Annotated in this window: 28 protein-coding genes; 20 read left to right on the top strand and 8 right to left on the bottom strand. The window is 67.5% G+C overall.

The annotated features are described in order from the left end of the window. Nucleotides 1-4 precede the first annotated feature (4 nt). Nucleotides 5-655: an REP-associated tyrosine transposase gene (locus tag AC3ITW_RS05080; RefSeq protein ID WP_004147515.1), complete on the bottom strand. Its 651-nt coding sequence runs from the start codon at nt 653-655 to the stop codon at nt 5-7. Between the two features lie 208 nt (nt 656-863). Between AC3ITW_RS05080 and AC3ITW_RS05075 the strand changes: the two genes are divergently transcribed. The 13 genes from AC3ITW_RS05075 to AC3ITW_RS05015 all read left to right on the top strand — a co-directional run bounded on the left by AC3ITW_RS05075 (nt 864) and on the right by AC3ITW_RS05015 (nt 14,281). Further along, nucleotides 864-1,403, top strand: coding sequence for a GNAT family N-acetyltransferase (locus AC3ITW_RS05075; protein ID WP_489390119.1), 540 nt, complete (start codon nt 864-866; stop codon nt 1,401-1,403). Next, nucleotides 1,400-1,732, top strand: coding sequence for a non-heme iron oxygenase ferredoxin subunit (locus AC3ITW_RS05070; RefSeq protein WP_012510316.1), 333 nt, complete (start codon nt 1,400-1,402; stop codon nt 1,730-1,732). Before AC3ITW_RS05075 ends, AC3ITW_RS05070 begins: the two co-directional genes overlap by 4 nt. Nucleotides 1,733-1,935: 203 nt before the next feature. Then, nucleotides 1,936-2,340 (top strand): hypothetical protein, encoded by a 405-nt coding sequence (locus tag AC3ITW_RS05065; RefSeq protein ID WP_012510315.1) that lies wholly within the window; start codon nt 1,936-1,938, stop codon nt 2,338-2,340. Nucleotides 2,341-2,491: 151 nt separating this feature from the next. Further along, nucleotides 2,492-4,780 (top strand): TonB-dependent receptor, encoded by a 2,289-nt coding sequence (locus tag AC3ITW_RS05060; RefSeq protein ID WP_485616894.1) that lies wholly within the window; start codon nt 2,492-2,494, stop codon nt 4,778-4,780. 68 nt (nt 4,781-4,848) lie between these two features. Then, nucleotides 4,849-5,568: a tetratricopeptide repeat protein gene (locus AC3ITW_RS05055; protein ID WP_485616895.1), complete on the top strand. Its 720-nt coding sequence runs from the start codon at nt 4,849-4,851 to the stop codon at nt 5,566-5,568. A gap of 10 nt (nt 5,569-5,578) precedes the next feature. Beyond that, nucleotides 5,579-6,256 (top strand): Fe2+-dependent dioxygenase, encoded by a 678-nt coding sequence (locus AC3ITW_RS05050; protein ID WP_100434173.1) that lies wholly within the window; start codon nt 5,579-5,581, stop codon nt 6,254-6,256. Between the two features lie 164 nt (nt 6,257-6,420). Further along, complete coding sequence (locus AC3ITW_RS05045) at nt 6,421-6,831, top strand: hypothetical protein (protein WP_012510311.1); 411 nt, start codon at nt 6,421-6,423, stop codon at nt 6,829-6,831. Between the two features lie 146 nt (nt 6,832-6,977). Then, nucleotides 6,978-9,398 (top strand): TonB-dependent receptor domain-containing protein, encoded by a 2,421-nt coding sequence (locus tag AC3ITW_RS05040; protein WP_100467936.1) that lies wholly within the window; start codon nt 6,978-6,980, stop codon nt 9,396-9,398. A 194-nt stretch (nt 9,399-9,592) separates the two neighbouring features. Next, nucleotides 9,593-10,231, top strand: coding sequence for a PepSY-associated TM helix domain-containing protein (locus AC3ITW_RS05035; protein WP_154354638.1), 639 nt, complete (start codon nt 9,593-9,595; stop codon nt 10,229-10,231). 26 nt (nt 10,232-10,257) lie between these two features. Then, complete coding sequence (locus AC3ITW_RS05030) at nt 10,258-10,776, top strand: DUF2271 domain-containing protein (protein WP_004147429.1); 519 nt, start codon at nt 10,258-10,260, stop codon at nt 10,774-10,776. A 76-nt stretch (nt 10,777-10,852) separates the two neighbouring features. Next, the gene (locus AC3ITW_RS05025) at nt 10,853-11,656 is read left to right on the top strand and encodes a DUF4198 domain-containing protein (protein WP_032969161.1); all 804 of its coding nucleotides are present in this window, start codon (nt 10,853-10,855) and stop codon (nt 11,654-11,656) included. Nucleotides 11,657-11,708: 52 nt separating this feature from the next. Further along, complete coding sequence (locus AC3ITW_RS05020) at nt 11,709-12,680, top strand: FAD:protein FMN transferase (protein WP_489390118.1); 972 nt, start codon at nt 11,709-11,711, stop codon at nt 12,678-12,680. After that, nucleotides 12,677-14,281 carry a sulfite reductase subunit alpha gene (locus AC3ITW_RS05015; protein WP_489390117.1) on the top strand — a complete coding sequence of 535 codons (1,605 nt, stop codon included), beginning with the start codon at nt 12,677-12,679 and terminating at the stop codon, nt 14,279-14,281. Before AC3ITW_RS05020 ends, AC3ITW_RS05015 begins: the two co-directional genes overlap by 4 nt. Nucleotides 14,282-14,356: 75 nt before the next feature. On the opposite strand, the gene AC3ITW_RS05010 is transcribed toward AC3ITW_RS05015, so the two are convergent. The 4 genes from AC3ITW_RS05010 to AC3ITW_RS04995 form a co-directional block, all read right to left on the bottom strand. Beyond that, a complete protein-coding gene (locus tag AC3ITW_RS05010; RefSeq protein ID WP_012510305.1) occupies nt 14,357-14,968 on the bottom strand; it encodes a HutD/Ves family protein in 612 nt (203 codons plus the stop codon). Between the two features lie 34 nt (nt 14,969-15,002). Next, the gene (locus tag AC3ITW_RS05005; RefSeq protein ID WP_489390116.1) at nt 15,003-15,728 is read right to left on the bottom strand and encodes a murein L,D-transpeptidase catalytic domain family protein; all 726 of its coding nucleotides are present in this window, start codon (nt 15,726-15,728) and stop codon (nt 15,003-15,005) included. A 17-nt stretch (nt 15,729-15,745) separates the two neighbouring features. Continuing rightward, nucleotides 15,746-16,831, bottom strand: coding sequence for a L,D-transpeptidase (locus tag AC3ITW_RS05000; RefSeq protein ID WP_100434167.1), 1,086 nt, complete (start codon nt 16,829-16,831; stop codon nt 15,746-15,748). 352 nt (nt 16,832-17,183) lie between these two features. Further along, the gene (locus AC3ITW_RS04995; protein WP_012510302.1) at nt 17,184-17,510 is read right to left on the bottom strand and encodes a ComEA family DNA-binding protein; all 327 of its coding nucleotides are present in this window, start codon (nt 17,508-17,510) and stop codon (nt 17,184-17,186) included. 199 nt (nt 17,511-17,709) lie between these two features. Between AC3ITW_RS04995 and AC3ITW_RS04990 the strand changes: the two genes are divergently transcribed. The 4 genes from AC3ITW_RS04990 (at nt 17,710) to murU (ending at nt 21,340) form a co-directional block, all read left to right on the top strand. Next, on the top strand, nt 17,710-19,203 hold the full coding sequence (locus AC3ITW_RS04990; RefSeq protein WP_012510301.1) for a M20 family metallopeptidase: 1,494 nt from the start codon (nt 17,710-17,712) through the stop codon (nt 19,201-19,203). Nucleotides 19,204-19,273: 70 nt separating this feature from the next. After that, complete coding sequence (locus AC3ITW_RS04985; RefSeq protein ID WP_004147394.1) at nt 19,274-19,543, top strand: GlsB/YeaQ/YmgE family stress response membrane protein; 270 nt, start codon at nt 19,274-19,276, stop codon at nt 19,541-19,543. A gap of 64 nt (nt 19,544-19,607) precedes the next feature. After that, on the top strand, nt 19,608-20,633 hold the full coding sequence (locus tag AC3ITW_RS04980) for an aminoglycoside phosphotransferase family protein (protein WP_012510300.1): 1,026 nt from the start codon (nt 19,608-19,610) through the stop codon (nt 20,631-20,633). Further along, on the top strand, nt 20,630-21,340 hold the full coding sequence (murU, locus tag AC3ITW_RS04975; protein WP_489390115.1) for an N-acetylmuramate alpha-1-phosphate uridylyltransferase MurU: 711 nt from the start codon (nt 20,630-20,632) through the stop codon (nt 21,338-21,340). The genes AC3ITW_RS04980 and murU overlap by 4 nt, the downstream gene beginning before the upstream one ends. Nucleotides 21,341-21,858: 518 nt before the next feature. On the opposite strand, the gene hda is transcribed toward murU, so the two are convergent. From hda to AC3ITW_RS04960, 3 genes are read right to left on the bottom strand one after another with little or no spacing between them, the layout of a single operon-like run. Continuing rightward, complete coding sequence (gene hda, locus AC3ITW_RS04970; RefSeq protein ID WP_012510296.1) at nt 21,859-22,566, bottom strand: DnaA regulatory inactivator Hda; 708 nt, start codon at nt 22,564-22,566, stop codon at nt 21,859-21,861. Next, entirely contained in the window at nt 22,566-23,735 is a 1,170-nt protein-coding gene (locus AC3ITW_RS04965; protein ID WP_004147375.1) for an AI-2E family transporter, read from the bottom strand. Before AC3ITW_RS04965 ends, hda begins: the two co-directional genes overlap by 1 nt. Then, nucleotides 23,732-24,871, bottom strand: a complete 1,140-nt coding sequence (locus AC3ITW_RS04960) for a DUF2066 domain-containing protein (protein WP_100467930.1) — start codon at nt 24,869-24,871, stop codon at nt 23,732-23,734. Before AC3ITW_RS04960 ends, AC3ITW_RS04965 begins: the two co-directional genes overlap by 4 nt. A 99-nt stretch (nt 24,872-24,970) precedes the next feature. Between AC3ITW_RS04960 and purM the strand changes: the two genes are divergently transcribed. Genes purM through AC3ITW_RS04945 form a run of 3 tightly spaced genes read left to right on the top strand, consistent with a single transcriptional unit; the run spans nt 24,971 to nt 26,959 of the window. Continuing rightward, complete coding sequence (gene purM / locus AC3ITW_RS04955) at nt 24,971-26,029, top strand: phosphoribosylformylglycinamidine cyclo-ligase (RefSeq protein WP_100467929.1); 1,059 nt, start codon at nt 24,971-24,973, stop codon at nt 26,027-26,029. A gap of 22 nt (nt 26,030-26,051) precedes the next feature. After that, entirely contained in the window at nt 26,052-26,540 is a 489-nt protein-coding gene (locus AC3ITW_RS04950) for a hypothetical protein (protein ID WP_065722557.1), read from the top strand. After that, nucleotides 26,537-26,959 (top strand): hypothetical protein, encoded by a 423-nt coding sequence (locus AC3ITW_RS04945; RefSeq protein WP_004147360.1) that lies wholly within the window; start codon nt 26,537-26,539, stop codon nt 26,957-26,959. Before AC3ITW_RS04950 ends, AC3ITW_RS04945 begins: the two co-directional genes overlap by 4 nt. The last annotated feature ends 24 nt before the right edge of the window (nt 26,960-26,983 follow it).

Here is a 26,983-nt window from a genome sequence, read left to right as displayed (position 1 = left end):
GGGGTCAGATCCCTTTCGCATCGCGAAAGGGCTCTGACCCCATCAACGGCCCCGACAGCCGCCGCTGCGACTGCAGCGCGCCACGTATCGCCACCAGATCCCCAGCAGGAATACCTTGCGCGATGAACTCCGCATAGCGTCTGCGCCGCTCATCCACATCAGCAGCAATGAGCTCGAATGCCGAATGCGGTACGAGCAGTGCATTTGCCCGTCCCTGTGCGTTGGCGCGATAGCTTGACCAGCGATAGTCCCCAGGACGCACCACCATCCCCGCCCGCACCGGGTTGAGTTCGACGTAGCGCTGGCAGGCAAGCAGGTAGCGTTCGGTATCAACCAGCGTGGAATGGAAGCGGCCCTCCCACAGGGTTCCCGTGCGCTGCTGCCGTTCGTTCACACGGCGAACGTAGGCGCGGTTCACCGCCTGCATCATCCGCGACATCCCGCCCGGTGCATCAGGGGTCACCAGCAGGTGCACGTGGTTGCCCATCAGCACATAGGCGTGAATCCGGCAGTGCTGCTGGTCCGCGTGATGACACAGCAGCCGCAGGTAGGCGACGCGGTCGCCATCCGAGAAGAACACAGGCTGTCGATTGTTGCCGCGCTGGACGACATGTTGCGGGTATCCGGGCGCATCGACCCGTCGTGGCCTCGGCATGGGTTCCTCCTGGAAACAGGGGGTCAGAGCCCTTCGCTGCGCAAAGGGATCTGACCCCGAGCATCTGCCGATTCCGCGCCCGTGCCAGTCGGTCCATGGCCTGCCGTTGGGTCAGTAGACGCCGGGGCCAGATCCCTATCACGCTGCGAAAGGGATCTGACCCCACCTTCCCATTTGCGCACGCCCCCACCCCACATAGAATGTGTCCATGAGCACCCTGACCTACCGGGCCGCCACGTCGGCCGACATCCCCGCCCTGATCACCCTGGTCACCTCGGCCTACCGTGGTGACGCCAGCCGCGTTGGCTGGACCACCGAAGCCGACCTGCTGGATGGCGCCCGCATCGATGCCGACGGCATCCAGGGTGACCTCGACCGCCCGCGCTCGACCATCCTGCTGGCTGAACGCGACGGCCAACTGGTGGCCTGCGCCCATGTCGCCGATGTCGACGGCAAGGGCTACTTCGGCATGTTCTCGGTCGACCCGGCCCAGCAGGGCGGCGGCGTCGGCAAGCAGCTGATGGACGCCGCCGAAGCGCACGCCGCACGCGAATGGAACGTGCCGGTGATGCAGATGACGGTGATCGACGTGCGCGACGAACTGATCGCCTTCTACGAGCGTCGCGGCTACAGCCGCACCGGCATCAAGAAGCCGTTCCCGTACGGCGACGAACGCTTCGGCATCCCCAAGCGCGACGACCTGCGCTTCGAGATCCTGGAAAAGCCGCTGGCCGGAGACTCTGCGTGAGCGAGGCCTGGACCTTTGTCTGTGCCGGCGCCGAGCTGCTGCCGGGCGAAATGAAGAGCGTGTTCGACGAAGTGACCGGCACGCCGATCGTGGTGTTCAATCTCGACGGCGAGTTGTACGCGCTGGAAGACCAGTGCACGCATGAGGAGTTCGAGCTGTCCTCGGGCGAGTTCAACACCGCCGAAGGCAGCGTGGAGTGCGTGCTGCACGGCGCGCGCTTCGACGTGCGCGATGGCCGTGCCCTGTGTGCCCCGGCCTACAGCCCGGTGCCGAAGTTCCCGGTAAAGCGCGAGCACGACGCGATCTGGACCCGCGACGACCGCGATTGAGGCGCCGCCGCCCGGCAAGGACCCGCGCATGCACGCGCCTGCCGGAGAGCATCCACCCATGAGGTGGATCTACTGGAACGCCCTGAGCGACCTTCCAGGGCCTTTCGGGGGCATCCCGATCGCCCGTCCGAGCGCGCATATGCGAATCATTATCGTTGATGTTATTCTACGTAACATCTTCGTAACGACTCCGCCCTCGCGCCATGGCTTCGCCCGCGCCCACCGCCACGCTGCGCCAGCTCGCCCGTCAAGGGTGGCCGCTGCTCGTGGCCGCGCTGCTGACGCTGCTGCTGGGGTGGTCGGCATTGCACGAAGGGCGCGGCAACGAACCTGCCGCCCACGGCTGGCAGGCACACGCGGACAACCTGCTGCAGGCCATGCCGCTGCCGGCCCCGCCGGCGGACGAATGTCCTCAACATGCGGCGCCTGCACCCGAACCCCCGCTTGATGGCGAGGGCGGCGCGCCCTGCACCGGCCTGGCCCCGCCCCGTGCGGCTCTGGTCGCCCATATCCCGTTGTGGCGCTCCGACGCCTTGCGCTGGCAGTTGCACGACCCTTCGCTGCGCCTGAATCCCGGCCACGCACCACCCGCACCGCACGCCAGCTGAGGCGCCTTGCGGCCGTTGCCGTGCGCCTGAAGCCGTTCACCGCGCAGCCAAGCGTCGGCTCGGCTCTACAGAAACCGCCTTCTACGTGTCGTCGCGCTGTCTGCGCTTCGGCCCTCGCCCTTTCCTGATCCAAGCCACCGCCATCCAGACCATGACCCATATCAAGACCCGCAAGTACGCCCCGCGCGTTTCCCTGCTCGCCTCCGCCACCCTCGCCGCCGGCTTCGCACCGCTGGCCGCACAGGCTGCCGACAGCGCTGACGCTGCATCCCGCAAGGCCACCGACCTGGACAAGGTGCAGGTGCGCGGCAGCTGGTTCAATCCGTCCTCGCCGAAGTTCACCGCGGAACTGCTGAACACTCCGAAGTCGGTGTCGATCGTGTCGGAGAAGCTGATTGCCGAAACCGGTGCGACCAACCTGCAGGATGCACTGCGCATGGTGCCGGGCATCACCTTCGGTGCCGGCGAAGGCGGCAACCCGACCGGCGACCGTCCCTTCATCCGCGGCTTCGATTCGCAGAGCAACATGTTTGTCGATGGCCTGCGCGACGTCGGTTCGCAGACCCGCGAAATCTTCGACCTGGAGCAGGTGGAAGTGGTCAAGGGCCCGAGCTCGGCCTACGGCGGCCGTGACTCCGGTGGTGGCAGCCTGAACCTGGTGAGCAAGACGCCGAAGCTGAAGAACGAAACCAGCGCCAGCATGGGCATCGGTACCGACAGCTACGCACGCGGCACCGTGGACGCCAACTACGTGCTGGGCGATGGCATCGCCGCCCGCCTGAACCTGATGAAGCACGAGTCGGACATCGCCGGCCGTGACGCCGCCAATGTCAGCCGCTGGGGCATCGCACCGTCGATCGCGTTCGGCCTGAACGGCCCGGCGCAGCTGATTGCCAGCCACTACCACATGCAGAGCGACGACCTGCCGGATGCAGGTGGTTTCCCGTACGGTAATCCGAACGGTGCGCCGGCCTCGAAGTGGGTCGATGGCCGCCCGATGGTGCCGGACCGCAACAACTACTACGGCCTGGTCGACCGTGACTTCCAGCGCACCCGCGCCGACATCAGCACCCTGGATGCCAGCTACGACTTCGGTGGCCACAAGCTGCGCAACATTGCGCGCCTGGGCAACACCAGCAACGACTACCTGTGGACCCAGCCGGACGACAGCCAGGGCAACCCGAACAACTACGGCACCTTGTGGCGCCGTACCAACAGCCGCGCCGTCGACGTCAAGAGCTTCGCCGACCAGCTGGGCCTGACCGGCGCGTTCCAGACCGGCGCGCTCAAGCACAGCTACAGCGCCGGTGTGGAGTACAGCGACGAGAAGATGACCCGCGGCAGCTACCTGATGACCCCGGGCACCAGTAACCCGCTGACCGGCAACAGCAAGTGCCCGACCACCGGCGCGGCCACCGGCTACAACTGCACCAGCTTCGCCAATCCGAACCCGAACGATCCGTGGGCGGCGACCCACGCGGTGTATCGCAGCGACAAGGCGCTGGACGTCGAACAGCGCACCAAGACCACCTCGGCGTACCTGTTCGACACCATCGAACTCAACGCACAGTGGAGCTTCAATCTCGGCCTGCGCTACGACGACTTCCGCACCACCCTGACCACGCCGGTGGCCGGTGCGGCGCCGACCCGCGTGCGCAATGACAACGACTTCCTGAACTACCAGGCTGGCGTGGTGTTCAAGCCGGCGGCCAACGGCAGCATCTACCTGTCCTGGGGCACCTCTTCGACCCCGCCGGGCATGGACGGAGGTGACGGCTCCGACGGTCTGAGCGCGGCTGTGGCCGACCTCAAGCCGCAGGACACCAAGAACCTCGAACTGGGCACCAAGTGGGACCTGCTCGACAACCGCCTGAACCTGACCGCGGCGATCTTCCATACCGTGATGAACAACGCACGTGTGACGATCGACAACGGCACCAGCCAGAACGCAGGCAAGAAGGAAATCAACGGCTTCGAACTGGGCTTCACCGGGCAGCTGACCGACGCCTGGAGCCTGTACGGCGGCTACACCTACCTGGACTCGGAACTGAAGGACAACGGCTTCGTCTGCGCCGTGTCGGGCCGGACCTGCCCGTCCAACGTCTACGTGCCGTCGCCGAACAACGGCAACGAGTTCCCGAATACCGCCAAGCACAGCGCCAACCTGTGGACCACCTACCGCTTCCCGATCGGCCTGACCATCGGCGCCGGCGCGTTCTACTCGGACAAGCAGTACGGTGACGTCGCCAACACCAAGTGGATCGCCAGCTACACCCGCTTCGACGCGATGGCCAGCTACGCGATCCAGGACAACATCAGCCTGCAGCTCAACGTGCAGAACCTGACCGACAAGACCTACTTCACCAAGGCCTATGCCTCGCACTACGCGAGCATCGCCCCGGGTCGCTCGGCCACCCTGGCGCTGAACGTGAAGTTCTGATGTAACTCCGCTCCACCACGGCGGCAGGCTCTCCTGCCGCCGTTTTTGTTTCCGGCGATACTCACCCCATGGCTTCCAGCACCCCATTTGATTCCGACGCACTGGCAGACCTGCTGCAGCACGATCCGCAGGCGGCGTTCATGCGCGTACGCGATGCCGCGCAGGCCGGCCAGATCGATGCTCAGCTGCTGCTCGCGCAGATGCACATGGAAGGCAAAGGCACCGCACAGGACGCCTCTGCGGCACTGCTCTGGTACGAAACGGCCGCCAACAACGGCGTGCCGATGGCGATGAACATGCTTGGCCGCTGCCACGAACTGGGCCAGGGCACCACGCCCGATTCCACGCTGGCCGCGGTGTGGTACCGGCGCGCGGCCGACACCGGCCTGGACTGGGGCCTGTACAACCTGGCCAACCTGCTGGCCACCGGCCGCGGCGTGACGCAGGACCGCGCGCAGGCACTGGCCCTGTACACCCGCGCCGCACACCTGGGTCATGCCAAATCGATGAACCTGCTGGCCCGTCACCTCGAAGACGGGCTGGATACCGCGCCCGATCCACAGGCAGCGCTGGCCTGGTACGAGCGCGCGGCCGAGGCCGGTGATTTCCGCGGCCAGGCCAACTACGCCTCGATCCTGCTGCAGGCCGGCCAGGTCGAACAGGCCGTGCACTGGCTGCGACGGGCGCTGGCCCACGGCAGCCCGGCCTTCATGGCGCATATCGTGCCGGAGCTGGCCGCTTCCCCGCACCCCCAGGTGCGCGCCCTGGTCGCACCGACGTCCTCCTGAGGAGTTCCGCATGCTGCTGCACATCCCCGATATCCTCAGCGCCGAGCAGGTAGCCGAATTCCGCCGCCGCCTCGATGCCGCCGACTGGACGGATGGCCGCGAGACCGTCGGCCACCTCGGCGCGCAGGCCAAGCACAACCAGCAGCTGCCCGAGGCCTCGCCGCTGCGCCGCGAACTGGGCGAGATCATCCTCGTCGCTCTGGCCCGGCACCCGCTGTTCTTCAGCGCCGCGCTGCCACTGAAGTACCTGCCGCCGCGCTTCAACCGCTACAGCGGTGGCGGCACCTATGGCTTCCACGTCGATGGCGCGGTGATGAACCTGGCCAACGGCGAACAGCTGCGCTCGGACATCTCCTGCACGCTGTTCCTGTCCGCGCCGGACGAGTACGAAGGCGGCGAGCTGATCATCAGCGATACCTACGGCGAGCACGAAGTGAAGCTGCCGGCCGGCGACCTGATCGTGTATCCGTCCAGCAGCCTGCATCAGGTGCGCCCGGTCACGGCCGGCGCGCGCGTGGCCTCGTTCTTCTGGGTGCAGAGCATGGTCCGCGACGATGTGCAGCGCCGCCTGCTGTGGGAAATGGACGGCTCGATCGAGCGCCTGCGGCAGACCGGCGGCGATGCCGAGGCGGTGCTGCAGCTGACCGGCGTGTACCACAACCTGCTGCGACGCTGGAGCGAGGTCTGAGCCGGATCCGGCCGGCCTGCGACATTTTGGCAATCATTCTCATTTGCAACAGCTAACAGCTCTCATTACAATCACGCCCCGTTGATGCCGGCCGCTGCCGGCAGACCCTTGGGGACCCCTGCTTGCTGCGCCCGCTTCGCCCTCGCCCACTCATCCATCGCAAGATGGGCACCGCCATGCGCGGCCAGCGTCCTGCGCTGGCCAGCCTGTTGGCGTGGGTGGCGATGCTGGTGTTGCTGCTCGGCACCCTGCCGCTGTTGCCGCAGGCCCACGCCAGCGCTCCGGTGCAGGCCCTGCAGGTGCCGCTGGAAGAACGCGGCGGTGAAGCCCCGCTGCAGGAAGAAGCACCGGCCAAGCTGCGCCGCGCCACCTCGGCCCCGGTGAAATCGGCTGACAAGGCACGCCCTCCGATGCTGCTGGCCAGCCAATGGCTGCGCACTGAACTCGAACTGGTACCCGCCACGCCGGCCACGCCCGGCGTGCGCCTGGACTGGCCACTGGCCACTCCGGACACGCCCTGGGCCGATGCGCCCGGGCGCCGCCAGCAACGCGGCCAGGCGCCGCCGCTCGCCTGATTCACGGCCCCGCGTGACCGCCTTCGCGGTCGCACCGGCACGCCGCTGCCTGCTTCATCCCTGCCGCCCCTGACCGGGCCTCCCCGTGCATGCCGCGCCGTTTGCGCCTGGCATCGCACCACCCTGCATCCCTCGAGGTAACTGCCATGGCCAAGCGCCATCGTGTCCGTTCGTCCCTGTCCCGTACCCTGCTGACCAGCGCCGTGCTGGCGGCCATGACCGCCCCTGCCTTCGCCTACGGTGACGCTTCCGGCGCGCCACAGACGCTGGACAAGGTGGTGGTCACCGCCTCCGGCTTCGAGCAGAAGGTGGTCGATGCCCCGGCCAGCATCAGCGTGGTCAGCCGCGAGGAGCTGAGCAAGCGCCCGTACACCAACCTTGTCGATGCGCTGCGCGACGTCGAAGGCATCGACGTCGGCCTGGAAGCCAGCGACAAGAACGGCCGTGCCACCATCTCGATGCGCGGCCTGCCCTCCGAGTACACCCTGGTGCTGATCGACGGCCGCCGCCAGAGCAATGTCGGCCAGCTGTATCCGAACAACTTCGGCGGTGGCCAGTTCGCCTACCTGCCGCCGCTGGATGCCATCGAGCGCATTGAAGTGGTGCGCGGCCCGATGTCCACGCTGTACGGCTCGGATGCAATGGGCGGCGTGATCAACATCATCACCCGTCGCAACCAGGACAGCTGGCACGGCGCGCTCACCCAGGGCTTCACCGTGCAGCAGGACGATCAGTTCGGCGATGCACGCACCACCGACGTCTACCTCAGCGGCCCGCTGGTCAAGGACCGTATCGGCCTGGCAGTACGCGGCAGCTACTACGACGCCAAGGCCTCCAATCCGGAGTGGGATGCACTGACCCTGCCCGACGGCAGCCTGTGGGAACGCAGCATCGGCTTCGGTGGCGGCGGCAAGTCGGTGGCCAACACCAACTGGAACACCGGTGTGCGGCTGAACTTCCACGTCAACGATGACCACGAACTGTGGCTGGACTACGACGTGTCGCGGCAGAAGTACGACAACAGCGAGGGCCAGACCGGCACCCTCGACAGCCTGGCCAGCCTGTGGCGCGTCGGCAACGCAGTGATTCCAAACCCGAACGGCAGCGGCACGGTCACCCGCCGCGTGGTGCAGCCGCGCGTGGGTTACACCGCCTACCAGCGCTACGAGCGCGACCAGTTGTCGCTGACCCATCAGGGCCGCTACAGCTTCGGCACCTGGCAGACCTCGCTGACCCACAGCAAGAGCAGCAATCTCGGCCGCTCGCTGCCGCTGACGCTGGACGAACGCGCCAACCTGCAGACGCTGTGGAATGACGTCTGCCGCCGCACCGGTGCGGCCAACAACTGTGCCGCTGGCCGCAACAACGCACTGGGTGCACTCAATGCCAGCGAACAGGCACGCCTGCAGGCGTTCCTGCCGCGTCCGCTGCGCACCATGGAGCTGGAAGGCTACGTGCTGGACACGATGCTCGACCTCGACTTCGGCGCGCACAAGCTGACCGTCGGCGGCCAATACAACAACACCGACATGATCGACGGTGTGTTCGGCATGGATGGCGCCGGCTACCGCAGCAACACCAAGCAGAAGCACCGCATGTGGGCGCTGTTCGCCGAGGACAACTGGTCGCTGACCGATACCCTCACCGCCACCTTCGGCCTGCGCTACGACGACCACAACGTGTTCGGCAGCCACCTCAGCCCGCGCGGCTACCTGGTATGGAATGCCAGCGACGCCTGGACCTTCAAGGGTGGCATCAGCACCGGCTACAAGACGCCGCGTCCGGACCAGCTGTTCCCGGGCATCACCGGTTTCGGTGGCCAGGGCGTGCTGCCGCTGGTGGGTTCGCCGAACCTGAAGCCTGAAACCAGCACCAACTACGAGCTGGCGGCGTACTACGAAGGCCAGCGCTGGGGCTTCAATGTCACCGGCTTCTTCAACAAGTTCGAAGACAAGATCGCCAGCGGCGGCACCTTCCCGAACTGCGAAGTGGCTCCGGCCGGCAGCGGTTACTGCGTGGACATCGGTCCGGGCTGGGCAACGCTGGGCTACAGCACGTTCACCCAGAGCGTGAACATCGACAAGGCCGAAACCCGTGGTGCCGAGCTGGCCGGCCACGTCGACCTGCTCGACAACCTGCAGCTGCGCGGCAACTACACCTGGACCAAGAGCGAACAGACCAGTGGTCCCGACAAGGGCCGCCCGATCGCAGGCACCACGCCGGCAAAGCACATGGCCAACGCCAGCCTCAACTGGCAGATCAACGAAGCGGTCAGCCTGTCGCTGATCGGCGAGGGCCGCTACGACCGCTATCGCGACACCCTGATCGACAGTGCCGGCACCCGCCACGTGCGCTATTACGAGGACTACACGATCTTCCACCTGGGCGGCAGCTGGAAGGCCACGCCGTGGCTGACGGTCAACGCACGGGTCAACAACCTGTTCGACAAGGACTTCGTCTCGCAGTCGTGCCTGCTGCTCAATCCCAGCGAGTTCAGCTGCGTGGACGACTACGCGACCAAGGACCAGCGCCGCAGCTACTGGATTTCGTTGAACGCGAAGTTCTGATCTCTGCGCCCTGCCCTGGTGGGTGCCGACCTTGGTCGGCACCGCTCCATCCACGCATGGCGTGGATCTACTGATCCGCAGAATTGCCGGCCAACCGCCGGCAATTCCCACCCAGGGATACAGAACGACACGCAATTGCGAGCTATTCTCATCAATGATGTAATGGGCAGTCCCCGTCCATCCAGAACCGTGCCGTGAGCCGTCCTGCCCCTTCCACCGTGCAGCAGCAACAGAGCCGTGGCTTCTGGCTGCGTACGCTGCACCAGTGGCACTGGATCAGCTCGGCGGTCTGCCTGATCGGCATGCTGCTGTTCGCGGTGACCGGCTTGACCCTCAACCATGCCGCGAAGATCGAGGCCAAGCCCGAGGTGCAGAACCAGCATCTGGAACTGCCGGCCGCGCTGCTGGGCCAGCTCGGCGCGCGCGCGGACGGCAACGCACCGATTCCGCGCCCGGCCCGGCAATGGCTGGATGAACACCTGGGCATCGCCATCGGCGGGCGCCCGGCCGAGTGGTCGGCCGAAGAAATCTACCTGTCGCTGCCGCGCCCCGGTGGTGACGCCTGGTTGAGCATCGATCGCGAGACCGGCGCGGTGGAGTACGAATCAACCTCGCGCGGCGCGGTGTCCTACCTCAACGACCTGCACAAGGGCCGCAATGCCGGCCCGGCGTGGGGCTGGTTCCTGGACCTGTTCGCCGTGGCCTGCCTGGTGTTCTGCATCACCGGCCTGTTCCTGCTGCACCTGCATGCGCGGCAGCGGCGCATGACCTGGCCGCTGGTCGGCCTCGGCCTGATGATCCCGCTGCTGATCGCCCTGCTGCTGATCCACTGACTTTCCTTCGTTTCCGGAGCCGCCCCATGCGCGTCACCCTGACCATCGCCCTCAGCGGCCTGCTGGCCACCTCGCCGGCCTATGCCACCACCCTCGACATCAACGTCGAAGTGCCCAAGCTCAACGTGGCCGAGTACCACCGCCCATATGTGGCGGTGTGGCTGGAAGGCGCCGACCAGAAGGTCGCCGCCAACCTGTCGGTCTGGTACCAGCAGACCAGCAACAGCGAAGGCCACGGCACCAAGTGGCTGCCCGACCTGCGCCAGTGGTGGCGCAAGAGCGGCCGCACCCTGCAGGTGCCGGTGGACGGCGTGACCGGCCCGACCCGCCCGGCCGGCAAGCACGCGCTGTCGTTCAACGACAAGCAGCCGGCGCTGAAGCAGCTGGCCCCGGGCAACTACACCCTGGTGGTGGAAGCGGTGCGCGAAGTCGGCGGCCGCGAGCTGCTGAAGATCCCCTTCACCTGGCCGGCCACCGCCGCACAGAACGGCAAGGCGCAGGGCGCCACCGAACTGGGCCAGGTCACCCTCGCCGTCAAACCCTGAAAAGGGGACGGAGGGGATTAAGTCGTAATTCCCCTCCCCTCGCCGCACCCCCCTGCATCCACCTGGAGTCTTCCGCATGAAGCGCACGCTCGTCCTCGCCGCCGCTCTGGCCGCTGCCCTTCCCTTCTCCGCCCTGGCCCACAAGGCCTGGCTGCTGCCCTCGCAGACCGTGATCGCCGGCAACGCGCCGTGGATCACCGTCGACGGTGCGGTCTCCAATGACCTGTTCTATTTCAACCACGTTCCGCTGCGCCTGGAATCGGTGGTGATCACCGCCCCCGACGGCAGCACCGTGCAGGCGCAGAACGCCGCCACCGGCAAGTACCGCAGCGTGTTCGACGTTGAGCTGAAGCAGCAGGGCACTTACCGCATCGCGTCGGTCAATGACGGCCTGTTCGCCACCTACGAGCAGAACGGCGAGCGCAAGCGCTGGCGTGGTACCGCCGCCACCTTCGGTGAACTGCCGAAGGACGCGAAGAAGCTGGAAGTGAGCCAGTCGGTCGGCCGCGTGGAAACTTTTGTCACCAACGGCGCACCGAACGACACTGCGCTGAAGCCGACCAACCGCGGCATCGAACTGGTGGCCGTGGGCCATCCGAACGATCTGTTCGCCGGCGAGGAAGCGACCTTCCGCGTGCTGGTCGATGGCAAGCCGACCGCCGGACTGGAATTCGAGATCGTGCGCGGCGGCACCCGCTACCGCAACGCGCAGGACGAGCTGAAGCTGACCAGCGACGCCAAGGGCGAGATCAAGGTGACCTGGCCGGAAGCTGGCATGTACTGGCTGGAAACCGGCACCGAGGACAACAAGACCTCGGTGAAGCAGGCCGCCAAGCGCCGCCTCAGCTACGTCGCGACGCTGGAAGTGCTGCCGCAGTAATGTGGACTGCGATGCCGGGCAGCCCCCGGCATCGCCGCCGCTACGCATCACCATGACCGATTCCCTGCTCGACATCGCCCGCCTCGGCGGCACCACCATGGGCACCACGTGGAGCGTGTCGCTGGTCGCATCACGCCAGTGCGACCTGCACCCGCTGCACGCTGGCATCCAGGCGCGGCTGGATGAAGTGGTCGCACAGATGAGCACCTGGGAACCCGGCTCGGATCTAAGCCGCTACAACCGCGCCGACGCCGGCCAATGGTGCGCGTTGCCGGCCGAGACCCGCCACGTTCTGGCCTGCGCACTGGCCATCGCCGCCACCAGTGACGGCGCCTTCGATCCCACCATCGGTCCGCTGGTTGCACTGTGGGGCTTCGGTGCACATGCCGGTGATCGCCGCCAACCGGACGCGGCCCTTCTGCAGGCCACGCGCGATCGCTGCGGTTGGCAGCGCCTGCAGTGGCAGGACGATGCGCTGCTGCAACCGGGTGGACTGGAACTGGATCTCTCTGCGATCGCCAAGGGCTTCGGCGTCGATCACGTGGCCGCCTGGTTGCGTGGACAAGGCATCATTGCTGCGCTGATCGAAGTCGGCGGCGAACTGGCCGGCTACGGCCGCAAGCCGGACGGCCAGCCGTGGCGGGTTCTGGTGGAGTCCGCACCCGAAGAAGACGCGCACACCGATACCCCGCCACGCGTGCTCGCACTTGACGGCAAGGCGGTGGCCACCTCCGGTGATCGCTGGCACCAGTACCAGGCCGATGGCGAGGCCTACAGCCACAGTCTCGACCCACGTACCGGCATGCCGGTGCGTCAGGTTGCGGCTGCGGTAACCGTGGTGGCCGACGATGCGATGCACGCCGATGCCTGGGCCACGGCATTGACCGTGCTCGGACGTGAGGCAGGCATGGCACTGGCAGAGCGCGAAGGACTGGCTGCACGCTACCTGCAACGCGCAGCGGAGGGTCCACGCGAATTCCTCAGCAGCGCCTTCCAGCGCCTGCTCGACGAGCAGGGCGCATGAGCACCCGTCCGTCGCGCGCGTGGCTCGGCAACGCGCTGGTGCTGTTCCTGCTGGCAGTGATCGGCTGGGCGCTGTTGCGCCTGCACCTGGGCGAGGCCTGGTGGCAGGGCGCGCCGCCGGCGCGGCAATCACAGATCGCAGTGCTCGCCACGGCGCTGTATGCGCTGGCCTGCGCGGCCCTGTGGTGGCGCGGGCGCCCGCGCGACGATGCCGCAACCGGAGACACCCCACCGATCCTGCTGGTCTGGTCCAGCCAGACCGGCTTCGCGCGTGAGCTGGCCGAGCGCAGCGCCGAGGCCCTGCGCGGTGCCAGCGTGCCAGTGCGTGTGCGCGGCCTGCACGAAGTGGACGCGGCGTTGCTGGCCGACAGCCAGCGCGCGCTGTTCATCGCAAGCACCACCGGCGAAGGTGATCCACCCGACCACGCCCTGCCCTTCCTGCGCGGGGTGATGGCCACGCCGCCCCCACTGCAGCATCTGCAGTACGGCGTGCTCGCGCTGGGCGATCGCAGCTATGGCCATTTCTGCGGATTCGGCCACCAGCTGGACCAGTGGTTGCGCCAGCACGGTGCGCATCCGCTGTTCGATGCGATCGAGGTCGACAACGCCGATCCTGCAGCGCTGCGTCATTGGCAGCAACTGCTGGGTCAACTCGGCGGTGGCGCCAGCGAACTACCCGACTGGAGCCCGGCCGAGTATCAACCGTGGACGCTGCTGCAACGCGAGCACCTGAACCCGGGCAGCCCCGGCGGCCCGGTGTACTGGCTGCGCCTGCAGCCCCCCGTTGGCGTTGATGTGCAATGGCAGGCCGGCGACATCGCCGAAATTGGTCCGCAGCATGCGCGGGACAGCGCGCGCGCGTGGCTGGACGCGCAGGGCTTTGATGCTGACGCGGTACTCGACGATGGACAGACGTTGCTGGCCCGTGTCGCACGCTCGCACCTGCCTTCACTGGTTCCACCGGGGGACCTGCCTGCGTTGCTGGCGACCCTGCAGCCATTGCCGCATCGCGAGTACTCGATCGCCTCGGTGATGGCCGACGGTGCGCTGGACATCCTGCTGCGCCGCCAGTTGCGTGCCGATGGCACGCCGGGCATCGGCAGCGGCTGGCTGTGCGACCACGCGGTGGTCGGCGAACCGGTGCAGCTGCGCCTGCGACGCAACGACAACTTCCACGGCGTGGCCGCCGACGTGCCGCTGCTGCTGATCGGCAACGGCACTGGCATTGCCGGCCTGCGCGCGCACCTGCATGAACGTGCTCGCGATGGCGCGCGCCGCACCTGGCTGCTGTTCGGTGAACGCACCGCTGAGCACGACTTCCACTTCGGTGAGGAACTGCAGGCAATGCTGGCCGACGGCACGCTGGCGCGGTTGGATGCAGTGTTCAGCCGCAGCGGCGGCGCGCATCGCTATGTGCAGGACCGGCTGCTGGCCGAAGCGGCAACGCTGCGGCAGTGGGTCGATGAAGGTACGACGATCCTGGTCTGCGGCAGCCTGCAGGGCATGGCCCCGGCGGTGGATGCGGTGATCGAGCAGGTGCTGGGGGCCGAGGGCAAGGAAGCGTTGCAGCTGGCCGGTCGCTACCGGCGCGATGTGTATTAGCCACTGTAGAGCCGAGCCCATGCTCGGCTGGGTGGAACGCGAAAAGCAGCCGAGCATGGGCTCGGCTCTACAGGGTCATGCCATCGTCGCCGCACTCACCCGGATCGCCAACAACTCGCCACCGCCCTGCAACGCGTGCCGCTGACGCTCGCCGGCCGACAGCCACGCGGTATCGCCCGCCTGCAGCGCCGGCAAGCCGCTATCTGCACCGAACTCCGCCTGACCGGCCAGCAGATGCAGCGCCCAGGCCACACCCGGTTCGCAGAAGAAGAACATGGCGCCCACCAGCGGCCGGTGCAGCAGCTCGGCCTGCAGCAGCTCGCGCTTCCACATCAGGTTGAAGTCGTGGGTGGTGCCATCGACCAGTTCGCCGTGCAGCGCTTCCTCACCAGCAAAACGCACGCGCCCGTGCGGTGGCAGCACCTCGGCCACACGGCCATCGTCGAAGCGCAGGCGCACGCCATTGCCCTGCAGCAGCACCAGTTCGCGCTCCACCCCGGGGAAGGCAGAGAACGCGGCATCCTGCTCGATCTCGGCCACCGACAGGCGCAGCGCCCAGTCATCGCCCTGCGCAGGCAGGCGCAGGATCTCGCGGGTCCAGCCAAGTCCATTCCGCCAACGTTCGCGGCGGTAGTCCAGGCGGGAGATCACCTGGCTCGGAGTGTGCAGCAGGGAGTCGATGTTCATCCGCGCATTGCATCATGCCGCGCGCCGTCGTGCATCACCGCGTGGCGAGCGTGCCCTGGCCACCGCACTCGCCGGCCAGCAGCTGCGAGTGCTTCAGCCAGTTCTGGTCGGGGTAGTAGGCGAACACCATCGTGCCGCCGCGCAATGCGTCGATCAGCGGCTTGGCCACCGACAGGCGTACCGCAGGGCAGCCCAGGCTGCGGCCGAGCCGTCCCTGCAGCTGCGCGGTCGCCGGATTCACATAGGGCGCGCCGTGGATGACGATGGCGCGTTCGCGCGCGCGGTCGTTGAAGCCCGGTTCCAGCCCGGCCAGACGCAGCGAGTACCCATTGCCGCCCATGTAGGTCTCCTGCGCGGTGAACGCGCCGAGGCTGGACATGAAACTGCCATCGCGGTTGGAGAAGTGTTCGGTGCGGTTCTCACCGCTGTTGCGGCCATGCGCCACCCATTCCTCGAACAGCAGGCGCTGGTGGGCCAGATCGAACACCCACAGGCGCGGCTCGGTGGACGGGCGCGAATAGTCGATCACGCTGAGCCGATCACCATTGATGCCCAGCTCTGGCCGCTGCAACGCACAGCGCATGGCGTGCGCCGCCAGCTGCAACACGTGGCGGTCGGCCTTGGGCGCACTACGCGACAGCAAGGCAGCCAGATCATCGGCGCTGGTGGCAAGGGCGGGCGTCTGTGCCAGCGCCGGGGCGCTGGCCGAGGTCGCCAGCAGGCCGAACGCGGCCAGCCGGCACAGGCGGGATGCAGTCATGGGCACAACAAGGGGACTCAGTTGCCCTTGAGGGTGGACCCTGGCGGCTCGGATTCCAAGACCGGCTGCATTCCGGATTCAGCCGGGCTTGGGCGGACCGCCGGCAGCGAGGTGACCAGCAGGGTCGTGCCCGGCACCAGCACCTGGTACAGCTGGCGGGCGAAATCGGCCGGCAGCGCCATCGGCAGCGAAGGCGTGGCGAGCAGGTCCGGGGTAGCCTGGGCACGGTCCTGGCCCAGCAGCGGATAGGCGGTCCACTGGTGCAGCCGCTGGTTCATATCCAGCGGGCTGGGTGTACTGCTGTACCCCTGCCCCATCACGAACAGTGTGGTGCCCTGGAATGCCGGCAGGGCGTCGGCCTTCAGTGGCGACTCGCCGATCATCACGCCATCGCGCAGCACGTACAGGCGCTGGTCGTGCAGGCTGACCAGGATGCCGACCTGCCCCGCCGGCGCCGCGCTGTCGTTCCACCAGGCCTGCGCCGGCGCCCCGCCCTCGGTCTCCGGCAGGGCCTGGCCGCGCGCGTTGACCGGCGCCAGCACCGACGGATAGGCCAGGGTCATCGGCGAGCTCTTGGCATCGGCCACGACCACGGTGTCGCCACGCTGGGTTTCACTGAACAGCTTCTGCGCGAAAGCCTGCGGCAGCCGCACGCAGCCATGCGAGGCCGGATGACCGGGCAGGCTGCCGCCGTGCAGGGCGATGCCGTCCCAGGTCAGCCGCTGCATGTACGGCATCGGCGCGCTGTTGTAGAGGTTGGACTTGTGGTCCTTGTCCTTCTGCAGGATGGTGAACACACCCGTTGGCGTCTCGTGCCCGGCCTTGCCCGAGCTGATCGTGGTCAGGCCGATCGCGATGCCGTTGCGGTACACGTAGGCGCGCTGTTCATCGAGGCTGACCACCAGCACGATCGGGCCGGTCGGCGAGATTTCCGGATGCCACAGGTACTCGCCCGGCTTCAGGTCGGTCGGTCCGCGCACTTCGGCGCTGCTGGCTGCGGCAGCTGCTGGTTTGGCAGCCGACGTCGGCGCAGCGGCATGGGCCAGCGGCGGCAGCGCCAGTGCAAGGGCGAGCATCAGGGTCGTGGGGCGGTGCGGAAGCATCCAGCGGGGGTCCTTTCCATGCGGAGCGGCCACCGTACACCATCGGCCCGTGGTGGCCGCGGCAAAACCAGGCGCCGGAAATGAAACTGCCCGGCGACACAGCCATGTGTCGTACCGGGCAATCGTTACGTCCTTGTCGGCCTGCTGCCGCCCCCTCGCATCCTGCGCTGTGGGGGTAGCGTTGCATCCTGCACGCGGCCGCGTCTGTCCTGTTTGTATCTCAGCCCCTTCCACAGGTCTGTGATGCCACCATCCTGGTGATTGGTGCCGCGTCCTGCGGCGGTCGGTGGTCAAGGCCTTCCTGTCCGTGACCGGTGAACCAGCCTCCTGCCGGTTCCGACGATTCCTGCTGTCAGCGCCTCGGTACGGTTCGCACCGGTACCGATCCAGGTACCGGATCCGCCGGCAACAACCTGTTGCCTACGGTGATCCGCTGTCGATTCCGTTCGACGATTGCTTTCCCTATCCCCTTCACCTGCGTCAGGTCCTCGACGCGATGAAACGGGCCGTGTCTGCGCCGGTGCTCGACGATCGCCTCGGCCTTGGCGGCTCCGACCATCGTCAATCCCTGCTGCAGCGCTTGGGCATCGGCGCGGTTGATGTCGATCGGTTCGGCGGCATGCGCCCCAGCGATCCACACGACCAGCACCAGTGCCCTCAACACGACACTCCAAGGCACGACGTGTATCTCCTTGTGATTCTGGCCGTCCCGACCGGCAATCCCGTCGGTAGGAACAGTGTCCGTCACCACATGCACACAGCCTATCGGTTTCCTGGATTTCTAAAAGCCAGCCAAATACCCGACGTGATGTAGGAAAAACCCTACCCGTGGCACAGGCGTAGAATGGCCGGATCAGCCCATGCAACCGGAGTTTCAGATGGACAGCGCCAAGCTCGGCCAATTCGTCAATGACAAGTGGGACAGCGAAATCGTCCCGCAGTTGGTCGACTACATCCGCATTCCCAACAAGTCGCCGATGTTCGACGCCAATTGGGTGCAGAACGGCTACATGGAACAGGCGGTCACGCTGATGGAGAACTGGGCCAAGGCCCAGCAGCTGCCCGGCCTGAAGGTTGAAGTGGTGCGCCTGGAAGGCCGTACCCCGCTGATCTTCCTGGAAATTCCGGCTACCGGCGCCGAAACCGGCGACGACACCATCCTGCTCTACGGCCACCTGGACAAGCAGCCGGAAATGACCGGCTGGGACGACGACCTCGGCCCGTGGACCCCGGTCCTGCGCGGCGACAAGCTGTATGGCCGCGGCGGTGCGGACGATGGCTACGCCATCTTCGGCTCGCTGGCCGCGGTGCTGGCACTGCAGGCCCAGGGCCTGCCGCATGCCCGCTGCGTGGTGCTGATCGAGGCCTGTGAAGAATCGGGCAGCTACGACCTGCCGGCCTACGTCGACCACCTGGCCGACCGCATCGGCAAGCCGTCGCTGGTAGTCTGCCTGGATTCGGGCTGCGCCAACTACGACCAGCTGTGGTGCACCACCTCGCTGCGCGGCCTGACCGGCGGCAACTTCACCGTGAAGGTGCTCAACGAAGGCGTGCATTCCGGCGATGCCTCCGGCGTTGTGCCGTCCAGCTTCCGCCTGCTGCGCCAGCTGCTGTCGCGCATCGAGGACCAGGACACCGGCCGCATCCTGATCGATGGCATGAACGTTGAAATTCCGGCCGAGCGCCAGGCGCAGGCCAAGCGCGCCGCCGAAGTGGTCGATACCGAGATCTTCGAGAAGTTCCCGATGGTCGACGGCCTGCGCCCGATGAACGAGGACCTGACCGAGCTGGTGCTCAACCGCACCTGGCGCCCGGCGCTGTCGGTCACCGGCGTGGGTGGCATGCCGGCGCTGGAATCGGCCGGCAACGTGCTGCGCCCGCAGACGTCGGTGAAGCTGTCGCTTCGCCTGCCGCCGACTGCCGATGGCAAGACCTGCGGCGAACTGCTGAAGGAAGCGCTGCTACGCGATCCGCCGAACGGCGCACAGGTCACCCTGGACCTGGAAAAGGCCTCCACCGGCTGGAATGCTCCGGCGATGGCGCCGTGGCTGACCAAGGCGATCGACGACGCCAGCCAGGCCTTCTTCGGCAAGCCGGCGATGTACATGGGCGAAGGCGGCTCGATCCCGTTCATGGGCATGCTCGGCGAGAAATTCCCGGGCGCACAGTTCATGATCACCGGCGTGCTCGGCCCGCACTCCAACGCGCACGGCCCGAACGAGTTCCTGCACATCCCGATGGGCAAGAAGGTCACGTCCTGCGTGTCCAAGGTGATCAGCGAGCACTACGCCGCCAGCCTGCGTGGCGAGACCAGCGGTTCGCCGGTGGCTGCCGACAGCGGCACCCGCCACGGCGACCACGGCTGCTGCTGACAGCGGCACACCGTGACGGACGCAGCCTGGCCTTGCTAGGCTGCGTCCACTCTTGGTGGGAATCACACGCATGAATGGTCTGTTCGGCAGCAGCAGCTGGCTGTACATCATCCTGGTCGGCTTCTTCGTCGGCCTGCTCGGGCGATTCTTCATGCCCGGCAACAACCGCATGGGCTGCCTCCTGACCATCGTGCTGGGCATCATCGGCGCGCTGCTGGCCGGGTGGTTCGGCCAGTACATGGGCTGGTACGCCGCCGGCGAACCGGCCGGTTTCTTCGGTGCGGTCGTGGGCGCGGTCGTCGTGCTGGCGATCCTGCGCCTGTTCAGCGGTCGCCGCTGAGCCTGACCGCCCTTCCCTTCCTGTTCCCGACGTTGGCGCGCCCGGCGCGCCCGGATATGCCTGCATGACCGAACCCGCCTCCGATCCCCAGCGCAGCGCGCAGCGCCTGCGGTGGGCCCGTACCCAGCTTGACGACGGCAACGCCGTGGTCGAGCGCGCTTCGGTAGATGCCGGCATGCGCAGCTACTGGCGCACCACCAGCACGCGCGGCAGCCACATCGTGATGGACGCCCCCCCGGGGCTGGAAGATCCGCGGCCGTGGCTGCACATGCACGGCCTGCTGCACGACAACGGCCTGCGCGTGCCCGCGCTGCTGGCGCAGGACCTCGATGTTGGCTTCCTGCTGCTGGAAGATCTCGGCGGCCCGACCCTGGCGAAGATCCTCGACGAGCGCAACGCCGATGAATGGTTCGGTCGCTCGATCGAACAGTTGCTGCGCCTGCAGGCGATTCCGGTACCCGCCGGCTTCGGCCAGTTCGGCGAGGCGCTGCTGCAGCGTGATGCCGGCCTGTTCGACGAATGGTTCCTGCAGCGCCACCTCCACCTGGAGCTGGACTGCGGCGAGCTCGAAGGCCTGCAGCTGGTACACCGCCGGTTGATGGACAACGCCCTGGGCCAGGCGCAGCTGCTGACCCATCGCGATTACATGCCGCGCAACCTGATGCCGGTCGACGACGGTCCGGCGGTGCTGGATTTCCAGGACCTGGTGCGTGGCCCGATCGCCTACGACGCGGTGAGCCTGTTCAAGGACGCGTTCCTGAGCTGGCCGCTGCAGCGCGTGGACGAGTGGCTGGCGCAGTACCACGAGCGCGCCCGCGCCGCCGGCCTGCCGGTACCCGAACGCGCCATCTTCCTGCGCGATGCCGACTGGATGGGCATCCAGCGCCACGTGAAGATCCTCGGTCTGTTCTGTCGCCTGCGCTACCGCGACAACAAGGGCCATTACCTGGACGACGCGCCGCGCTTCATCAACTATCTGGACGAAGTGCTGCCGCGCTACCGCGAGCTGGCACCGCTGCAGCAACTGCTGGAACACCGCATCAAGCCGGCGCTGGCCGAGCTGGCCGCACCGATGCGCGTGGCCCGATGAAAGCACTGGTCTTTGCCGCAGGCCTGGGCGAGCGCATGCGCCCGCTGACGCTGCACACGCCCAAGCCGCTGCTGGAAGTGGCCGGCAAACCGCTGATCGTCTGGCACCTGGAGCGCCTCGTCGCGTTGGGCGTGCGCGAGGTGGTCGTCAACACCGCGTGGTTGGCCGAGCAGTTCCCGGCGACGCTGGGCGACGGTAACCAATGGGGCCTGCAACTGCATTTCCTGTACGAAGGGCCGACCCCGCTGGAAACCGGCGGCGGCATCCTCAACGCACTGCCGGTGCTGGGCGACGCCCCGTTCCTGGTGGTGAACGGCGACATCTGGACCGATTTCGATTTCGCCACGCTGCCCCGTGAGCCGCAGGGCCAGGCACACCTGGTGCTGGTCGACAATCCGGCTCAGCACCCCGAAGGTGACTACCGTCTCGATGCGCAGGGTGTGCTGCACCACGACCGGGCAGGACCCTGCCTGACCTATGCGGGCATCGGCGTGTATCGCCCTTCCATCGTGGCCGACTGGCGCACGGTGATCGGTGATGCGCCGGGCAGCGAGCGGCTGCCGCCGAAGTTCTCGGTGGTGCCGTTGCAGAAGCACTTCATGGCGCAGGGGTTGATGACCGGACAGCACCATCGCGGGCGCTGGACCGATGTCGGGACCGTGGATCGCCTGCGCGCGCTGGATGTGGAGTTGGCAGCGAACGGCTGAGCCCCTCGTGGTTGGTCGCTCAGATCAAAAGCCGTGCTTGGCCGGGCGGGGTGGGTTCGCGGGGGACGCCGTGAACCCGTCCCTGGGGGCTTGGCCGCGGCATCCATGCCGCGGACACCCCCGCGAACCCACCCCGCCCGGCCTATGACAGTTTCCGTGGGCGTCCAGCCACGGAAAAGAAAAAGAAAAGCAAAAGCGGGTCGCTTCGCTGCGCTTGCTCTGGTGACGACCAACGGTCGTCACCCACCACAAGCAAGACACGTATCAACCAAGGTCGACACCCACCAACAGCAGTGCAGTACGCAGTCCCGGCAGATCGCGGGAACCTGTCGAAGGCGGGGCGCTGTGGGCTTGCGGGGTGTGAGCCGCATGGATGCGGCGACCAAGCCCCCATGGACGGGTTTACGGCGGCCCCGCAAGCCCACAGCGCCCCGCCTCCCCTCAGGAAGCCAGCCTTTGACGTTGACGTTGCTTCGGCTTCGGCGGGTGCAGGGCGCAGCCCTGCCGAACAACATCCCTCAGTAACGCGGCCGGCCTTCTTCCAGCACCTGGCGCAGGAACGGCACGGTGATCCGCCGCTTCGCCGCCAGCGACTCACGGTCCAGCCAGTCCAGCAGCGTGATCAACCCACCCAGCTCGCGCCCGGTATGCGACAGCAGCCACTCGATGGATGCCTCGTCGATCGCCAGCCCACGCCGCAGCGCGCGCTCGCGCAGCACCGCGGCCCGCCCTTCCTCGTCCAGCGGCTGCAGCAGCACGCGCACGCACTGGCCCAGCCGCGAACGCAGGTCCGGCAGTACCAGGCCCAGTTCGCCCGGCGCCTTCTGCGCCGTGTACAGCACGGTCACGCCGGCAGCGCGCGCGCGGTTGTGGAAATCGAACAGCGCGATCTCGTCCTCGCGGTTGCCGGCAATCTCATCCAGGCCGTCCAGCGCCACCAGCTCGCGCGCCTCCAGCCCATCCAGTGCCGCGCGCACGCGGCCGGCGGCGCTGGCCAGCGGTACATAGGTCGGCAGCCGGCCAGCCTGCTCCGCGCTGGAACACATCGCCAGCGCCTGATGGGTCTTGCCGGTGCCCGCCGCGCCTTCCAGGTAGACCCAATCATGGCTGGCGCCGACCGCGATCGCACGCAGCTGCGCCAGCGCACCGTCCGGCGCGCCGATGAAGGTCTCCAGGCGCTGGTCCCGCGGGTAATGCAGGGCCAGCGGCAGTTGCGGCACACCCATCACTTCAGGTCGGGGCCCTTGTCGGTCGGGAGGATGATATGGGGCTGGTCGACCACGCCATCAAGCACGATCGCCGGCTTCTCACCCACGTACAGTTCACTCTGGCGATAACGCTGGTGCGCGTAGCGCAGCAGCACGTTGGTCACCGCTGCCACCGGCAGCGCCAGCAGCATGCCGAGGAAGCCGAACAGCTGGCCGCCGGCCATCACCGCGAAGATCACCGCCACCGGGTGCAGGCCGATCTTGTCGCCAACGATGCGCGGGGTCAGCACGTAGCTTTCCAGCAACTGGCCCACGGTGAACACCACACCGACCAGGATCAGCAGCTTCAGGTCGAAGCCCTGCGCCTGCACCAGCGCGGCCACGATGGCCATCAGGATGCCGGTGGTCGCGCCCAGGTAGGGAATGAAACTGATCAGGCCGGCAATCAGGCCGATCAACAGGCCCAGCTTGAGGCCGACCAGCGACAGGCCACCGGCATAGATCACGCCCAGCGCCAGCATCACCAGGAACTGCCCGCGGATGAACGCACCCAGCACTTCGTTGGATTCACGCGCCAGCGCGCTGATGGTGCCGATCTGGTTGCGCGGGATCACCGACGCGACCCGCTCGACCAGCTTGTCCCAGTCACGCAGGAAGTAGAACGCCAGGATCGGCAGCAGCAGGATGTTGACCACCCAGGTCACCATCGCGAAGCCCGAGCGCGAGACGTAACCCATGAACGTGGTGGCAAAGCCGCCGGCCTGCTGCCAGTGGCTGCGTACCCATTCGATCAGGCGGTCCGGATCCATCCACTGCATCACTTCCAGGCCGGTCTTCTGCTCGAACCAGGGAATGCCCTTTTCCATCAACCACGCCTGTGCCTGCGGCGCGACCGCGATCAGGGTGGTGATCTGGCGCTCGATCATCGGCACCAGCACCAGCAGCAGCGCCACGATCACCAGCACCATCGCCGCGAACACCAGCACCACGCCGGTCATGCGCGAGCGGCCGGTGGCCTCGATGCGGTCCACCAGCGGGTCGCCCAGCCAGGCCAGCGCCAGCGCCAGCACGAACGGGGTCAGGATCGGTGCCAGCAACCAGACGATCCAGCCGATCAGGCCGGCGAACAGGATGTACTTCAGCCGGCGCAGGAACTGCGCGATTTCCGCTTCCGGGGTCAGGGTCATCGCAGGCGGTACTCGTTGCTGACAGGCGGGGCCACCGGGGTGCCAGTGGTGTCATCGATGGGCGTCGGCAGCGCCGGCAGCGGCGCACTCGGCACCAGCACGCCGTTGTCGCCCAGCATGCGGTTGAAGCCGGCCAGGCCGGTGGTCATCTCCAGGTTCAGCTCCAGCTGGCTGGCAGAGGCGTGCAGCGGGGTGACGTTGCGCACCACCGGTACCTCGCGCAGGCCGGCAGCCAGGCGCAGGTAGTCGTCGGCGCTGTTGATGCCGGTGACCACCACCCGGTAGGTGCCGGCCTGGCCCACGGCCGCGCCGGCCTTGGCATAGCGCTTGACCAGCGCATCGGCGGCACCATCGGCACCGGCCGCCATCGCGCGCATCGCGTTGGCGTCCTTGCTGGTCCACTTGTTCAGCTCACGGCCGTTGTCGACGAACACCCAGTCCGCCTGCCAGCCGCCGTTGGCGCGGTACAGCTTGCCGATCAGCTGCATCGGCGGCGAGTAGCGCGAAGAGGCGCGGGCCACGGCGGCGCTGTCCTGGCGCCAGATGGCACCGGCCAGTGCCTGTTCGGCGGCACCACCGCTGGGCAGGCCCAGCTTGTAGCCGCGCTCGATGGCGCGGTTCAGCAATGGGCGGGCGGCGTTGGCCTGCTGCACGCTGACCAGGCGCGGACCGCTGCCGTCGTCGACGGCCAGCCACAGCACCGGCTTCGGTCGCGGCAGCGGCCACAACGGCAGGCCCAGCGCCGACACCAGCGAATCAACGTCATCCTCGCGGAAGCGGGCGACCAGCAGCGTCCGGAAGCTTGGGGCACCGCCAGCGCCCACGTTCTGGTCCTGCTTGTAGTCGTAGCTGGCCACGTAATCCTTGGCATTGCGCAGCGCCTGCGCCACGCCAGGGCGCGACATCACGCTGCGATCCCCGGACAATTTGCCCAGTACAACGCTCAAGGCGCGGGCCAGGGCGCCGTTGCGATCGGCCTCGGCTTGGCTGTTGACGGGCACTTCGGCCTCGTACGCGCCACTGGCGGTGGCGACATCACCCTCGGTGCGAAGGCCGCTCTGGGCCATCGTGGCCACCGGCAGGCTCAGCGCAAGGAGCAGGGTCAAAATCAGGCTGCGGCGCATCAGGACATCCATTGGCTCGACGTATCCGGGGGAATTGTTGCCCGAATACGGCCTTTGCGCCAATGCGGCCTGTTAAAATCGCCCGTTCAACCCCTGCCAGCGCCGACGCCCGTGACCAACACCCCGTCTTCCGCCCCTTCCCCCCTCACCTACCGTGACGCGGGTGTCGACATCGACGCCGGCAACGAGCTGGTCGAGCGGATCAAGCCCCTGGTCAAGCGCAGCTTCCGTCCGGAAGTGATGGGCGGCCTGGGCGGCTTCGGCGCCCTGTTCGACTTGTCCAACAAGTACCGCGAGCCGGTGCTGGTGTCGGGTACCGACGGCGTGGGCACCAAGCTGAAGCTGGCCCACCAGCTGAACCGCCACGATACGATCGGCATCGACCTGGTCGCCATGTGCGTGAACGACGTGCTGGTGCAGGGCGCCGAGCCGCTGTTCTTCCTGGACTACTTCGCCACCGGCAAGCTGGACATCGACACCGCCGCGGCGGTCGTGGGCGGCATCGCCAACGGCTGCACCGAGGCCGGCTGCGCGCTGATCGGCGGCGAAACCGCTGAAATGCCCGACATGTATGCCCCGGGCGAGTACGACCTGGCCGGCTTCACCGTCGCCGCGGTCGAGAAGAGCGAGCTGAAGGATGGCGCCAGCGTGGCTGCCGGCGACGTGCTGATCGGCATCGCTTCGTCCGGCCCGCATTCCAACGGCTACTCGCTGGTGCGCCGCATCTACGACCGTGCCGGCCGCCCGGCCGAGCTGGAGCTGGAAGGCGGCGTGAAGCTGGTCGACGCGCTGATGGCACCGACCCGGCTGTACGTCAAGCCGATCCTGTCGCTGCTGATGTCGCACGGCGCGGCCATCCACGGCATGGCCCACATCACCGGTGGCGGCCTGACCGAGAACATCATCCGCGTGGTACCTGAAGGCCTCGGTCTGGACATCCAGGCCTCGTCCTGGACCCTGCCGCCGGTGTTCCAGTGGCTGCAGAAGGAAGGAGCGGTGGCCGACAGCGAGATGTGGCGCACCTTCAACTGCGGTATCGGCTTCGTGCTGATCGTCGCGCCGGACCAGGTCGCTGCCGTGTCCGAGGCGGTCAAGGCCCAGGGCCTGGACCACTGGACCATCGGCCAGGTGGTCACCGCTGAAGGCGCCGAGCGCGTCCACATCGGCTGATCCCGGCAACCCAGGAGCCCGCATGGACGCAACGCCCCCCTTGTCGCCCGCCCCCGTGCCGCCGCCGCTGGCGACGGTACCGGTGTTCAGCACTCAGGATGCCGACCACCTGCGCATGCTGGCCATCGCGCACTACGTGGTCGGCGGCCTGATCGCGCTGTTCTCGCTGATCTTCATCATCCACATCGTGCTGGGCATCACCGCGCTCACCGGCAACCTGCCGATGAATTCCGGCGGCCAGCCGTCGTCGCCGGCCGAGCAGCGCCTGTTCGGCTGGATGTTCACCATCATCGGCTGCGTCATCGTGTTCGGTGGCGTCACCCTGGGCGCGTTCGTGGCCTATGCCGGCCGCTGCCTGACCCGCCGCCGCCGCTACCTGCTGTGCCTGATCGTGGCCGGCCTGGCCTGCTTGTTCGCGCCAGTCGGCACCGTGCTGGGGGTGTTCAGCCTGATCACCCTGCTGCGTCCGCAGGTCAAGGCCGCCTTCGACCTTCCCGCCACGCCCGCATGACCGCCTCCGGCAATCCGCCGCCGCTGCCGCGGCAGACCCTGGCGCAGCTGCAACTGGCCAGCCATCTGCAGACGCTGAAAGTGCTGTTCTACGCGTTGGCCGGCTTCCATTGGTTCGCCACAGTGGCCTTCCTCGGCCTCAGCGGCTGGGTGGCCCACTCACGCGGGCTGGACGATGCCTGGATGCTGACCACGGTCTATGCGTCCATCGCCGTGCTGGCGGCCGTGCTGGGGTTCGTGCAGCTGCATACCGCGCGCCTGTTGACGGCCCGCACCGGGCTGGCCTGGTGCCGGCGCGCGGCGTGGCTGGCGGTGCTGGCCGGTCCGCTGGGCATGGCCCTGGCCGCCTATGCCTGGGTGTTCCTGTCCAAGTCGGAAATGGCCGCGCTGTTCGACCGCGGCGACCACCTCAGCGTCTGAGCCGGCAGGCAGACGAACCATCCC

The sequence above is a fragment of the Stenotrophomonas sp. KH_052 genome (genome assembly GCF_057838755.1).
The sequence above is the reverse complement of the archived record's forward strand: the minus strand, read 5'-3'. Positions and strand labels throughout refer to the sequence as shown.

What these genes read in the sequence shown, in the direction of transcription:
- AC3ITW_RS05075 (WP_489390119.1), top strand. Translation starts at nt 864, where the DNA reads ATGAGCACCCTGACCTACCGGGCCGCCACGTCGGCCGACATCCCCGCC.
- AC3ITW_RS05055 (WP_485616895.1), top strand. Translation starts at nt 4,849, where the DNA reads ATGGCTTCCAGCACCCCATTTGATTCCGACGCACTGGCAGACCTGCTG.
- AC3ITW_RS05005 (WP_489390116.1), bottom strand. Translation starts at nt 15,728, where the DNA reads ATGACTGCATCCCGCCTGTGCCGGCTGGCCGCGTTCGGCCTGCTGGCG.
- hda (WP_012510296.1), bottom strand. Translation starts at nt 22,566, where the DNA reads ATGGGTGTGCCGCAACTGCCGCTGGCCCTGCATTACCCGCGGGACCAG.
- AC3ITW_RS04950 (WP_065722557.1), top strand. Translation starts at nt 26,052, where the DNA reads ATGGACGCAACGCCCCCCTTGTCGCCCGCCCCCGTGCCGCCGCCGCTG.
- AC3ITW_RS05000 (WP_100434167.1), bottom strand. Translation starts at nt 16,831, where the DNA reads ATGCTTCCGCACCGCCCCACGACCCTGATGCTCGCCCTTGCACTGGCG.
- AC3ITW_RS05060 (WP_485616894.1), top strand. Translation starts at nt 2,492, where the DNA reads ATGACCCATATCAAGACCCGCAAGTACGCCCCGCGCGTTTCCCTGCTC.
- AC3ITW_RS04960 (WP_100467930.1), bottom strand. Translation starts at nt 24,871, where the DNA reads ATGGATGTCCTGATGCGCCGCAGCCTGATTTTGACCCTGCTCCTTGCG.
- AC3ITW_RS05080 (WP_004147515.1), bottom strand. Translation starts at nt 655, where the DNA reads ATGCCGAGGCCACGACGGGTCGATGCGCCCGGATACCCGCAACATGTC.
- AC3ITW_RS05045 (WP_012510311.1), top strand. Translation starts at nt 6,421, where the DNA reads ATGGGCACCGCCATGCGCGGCCAGCGTCCTGCGCTGGCCAGCCTGTTG.
- AC3ITW_RS04945 (WP_004147360.1), top strand. Translation starts at nt 26,537, where the DNA reads ATGACCGCCTCCGGCAATCCGCCGCCGCTGCCGCGGCAGACCCTGGCG.
- AC3ITW_RS05025 (WP_032969161.1), top strand. Translation starts at nt 10,853, where the DNA reads ATGAAGCGCACGCTCGTCCTCGCCGCCGCTCTGGCCGCTGCCCTTCCC.
- AC3ITW_RS05030 (WP_004147429.1), top strand. Translation starts at nt 10,258, where the DNA reads ATGCGCGTCACCCTGACCATCGCCCTCAGCGGCCTGCTGGCCACCTCG.
- AC3ITW_RS05015 (WP_489390117.1), top strand. Translation starts at nt 12,677, where the DNA reads ATGAGCACCCGTCCGTCGCGCGCGTGGCTCGGCAACGCGCTGGTGCTG.
- AC3ITW_RS04990 (WP_012510301.1), top strand. Translation starts at nt 17,710, where the DNA reads ATGGACAGCGCCAAGCTCGGCCAATTCGTCAATGACAAGTGGGACAGC.
- AC3ITW_RS04965 (WP_004147375.1), bottom strand. Translation starts at nt 23,735, where the DNA reads ATGACCCTGACCCCGGAAGCGGAAATCGCGCAGTTCCTGCGCCGGCTG.
- AC3ITW_RS05010 (WP_012510305.1), bottom strand. Translation starts at nt 14,968, where the DNA reads ATGAACATCGACTCCCTGCTGCACACTCCGAGCCAGGTGATCTCCCGC.
- AC3ITW_RS05065 (WP_012510315.1), top strand. Translation starts at nt 1,936, where the DNA reads ATGGCTTCGCCCGCGCCCACCGCCACGCTGCGCCAGCTCGCCCGTCAA.
- AC3ITW_RS05020 (WP_489390118.1), top strand. Translation starts at nt 11,709, where the DNA reads ATGACCGATTCCCTGCTCGACATCGCCCGCCTCGGCGGCACCACCATG.
- AC3ITW_RS05050 (WP_100434173.1), top strand. Translation starts at nt 5,579, where the DNA reads ATGCTGCTGCACATCCCCGATATCCTCAGCGCCGAGCAGGTAGCCGAA.
- murU (WP_489390115.1), top strand. Translation starts at nt 20,630, where the DNA reads ATGAAAGCACTGGTCTTTGCCGCAGGCCTGGGCGAGCGCATGCGCCCG.
- AC3ITW_RS05040 (WP_100467936.1), top strand. Translation starts at nt 6,978, where the DNA reads ATGGCCAAGCGCCATCGTGTCCGTTCGTCCCTGTCCCGTACCCTGCTG.
- AC3ITW_RS04980 (WP_012510300.1), top strand. Translation starts at nt 19,608, where the DNA reads ATGACCGAACCCGCCTCCGATCCCCAGCGCAGCGCGCAGCGCCTGCGG.
- AC3ITW_RS04985 (WP_004147394.1), top strand. Translation starts at nt 19,274, where the DNA reads ATGAATGGTCTGTTCGGCAGCAGCAGCTGGCTGTACATCATCCTGGTC.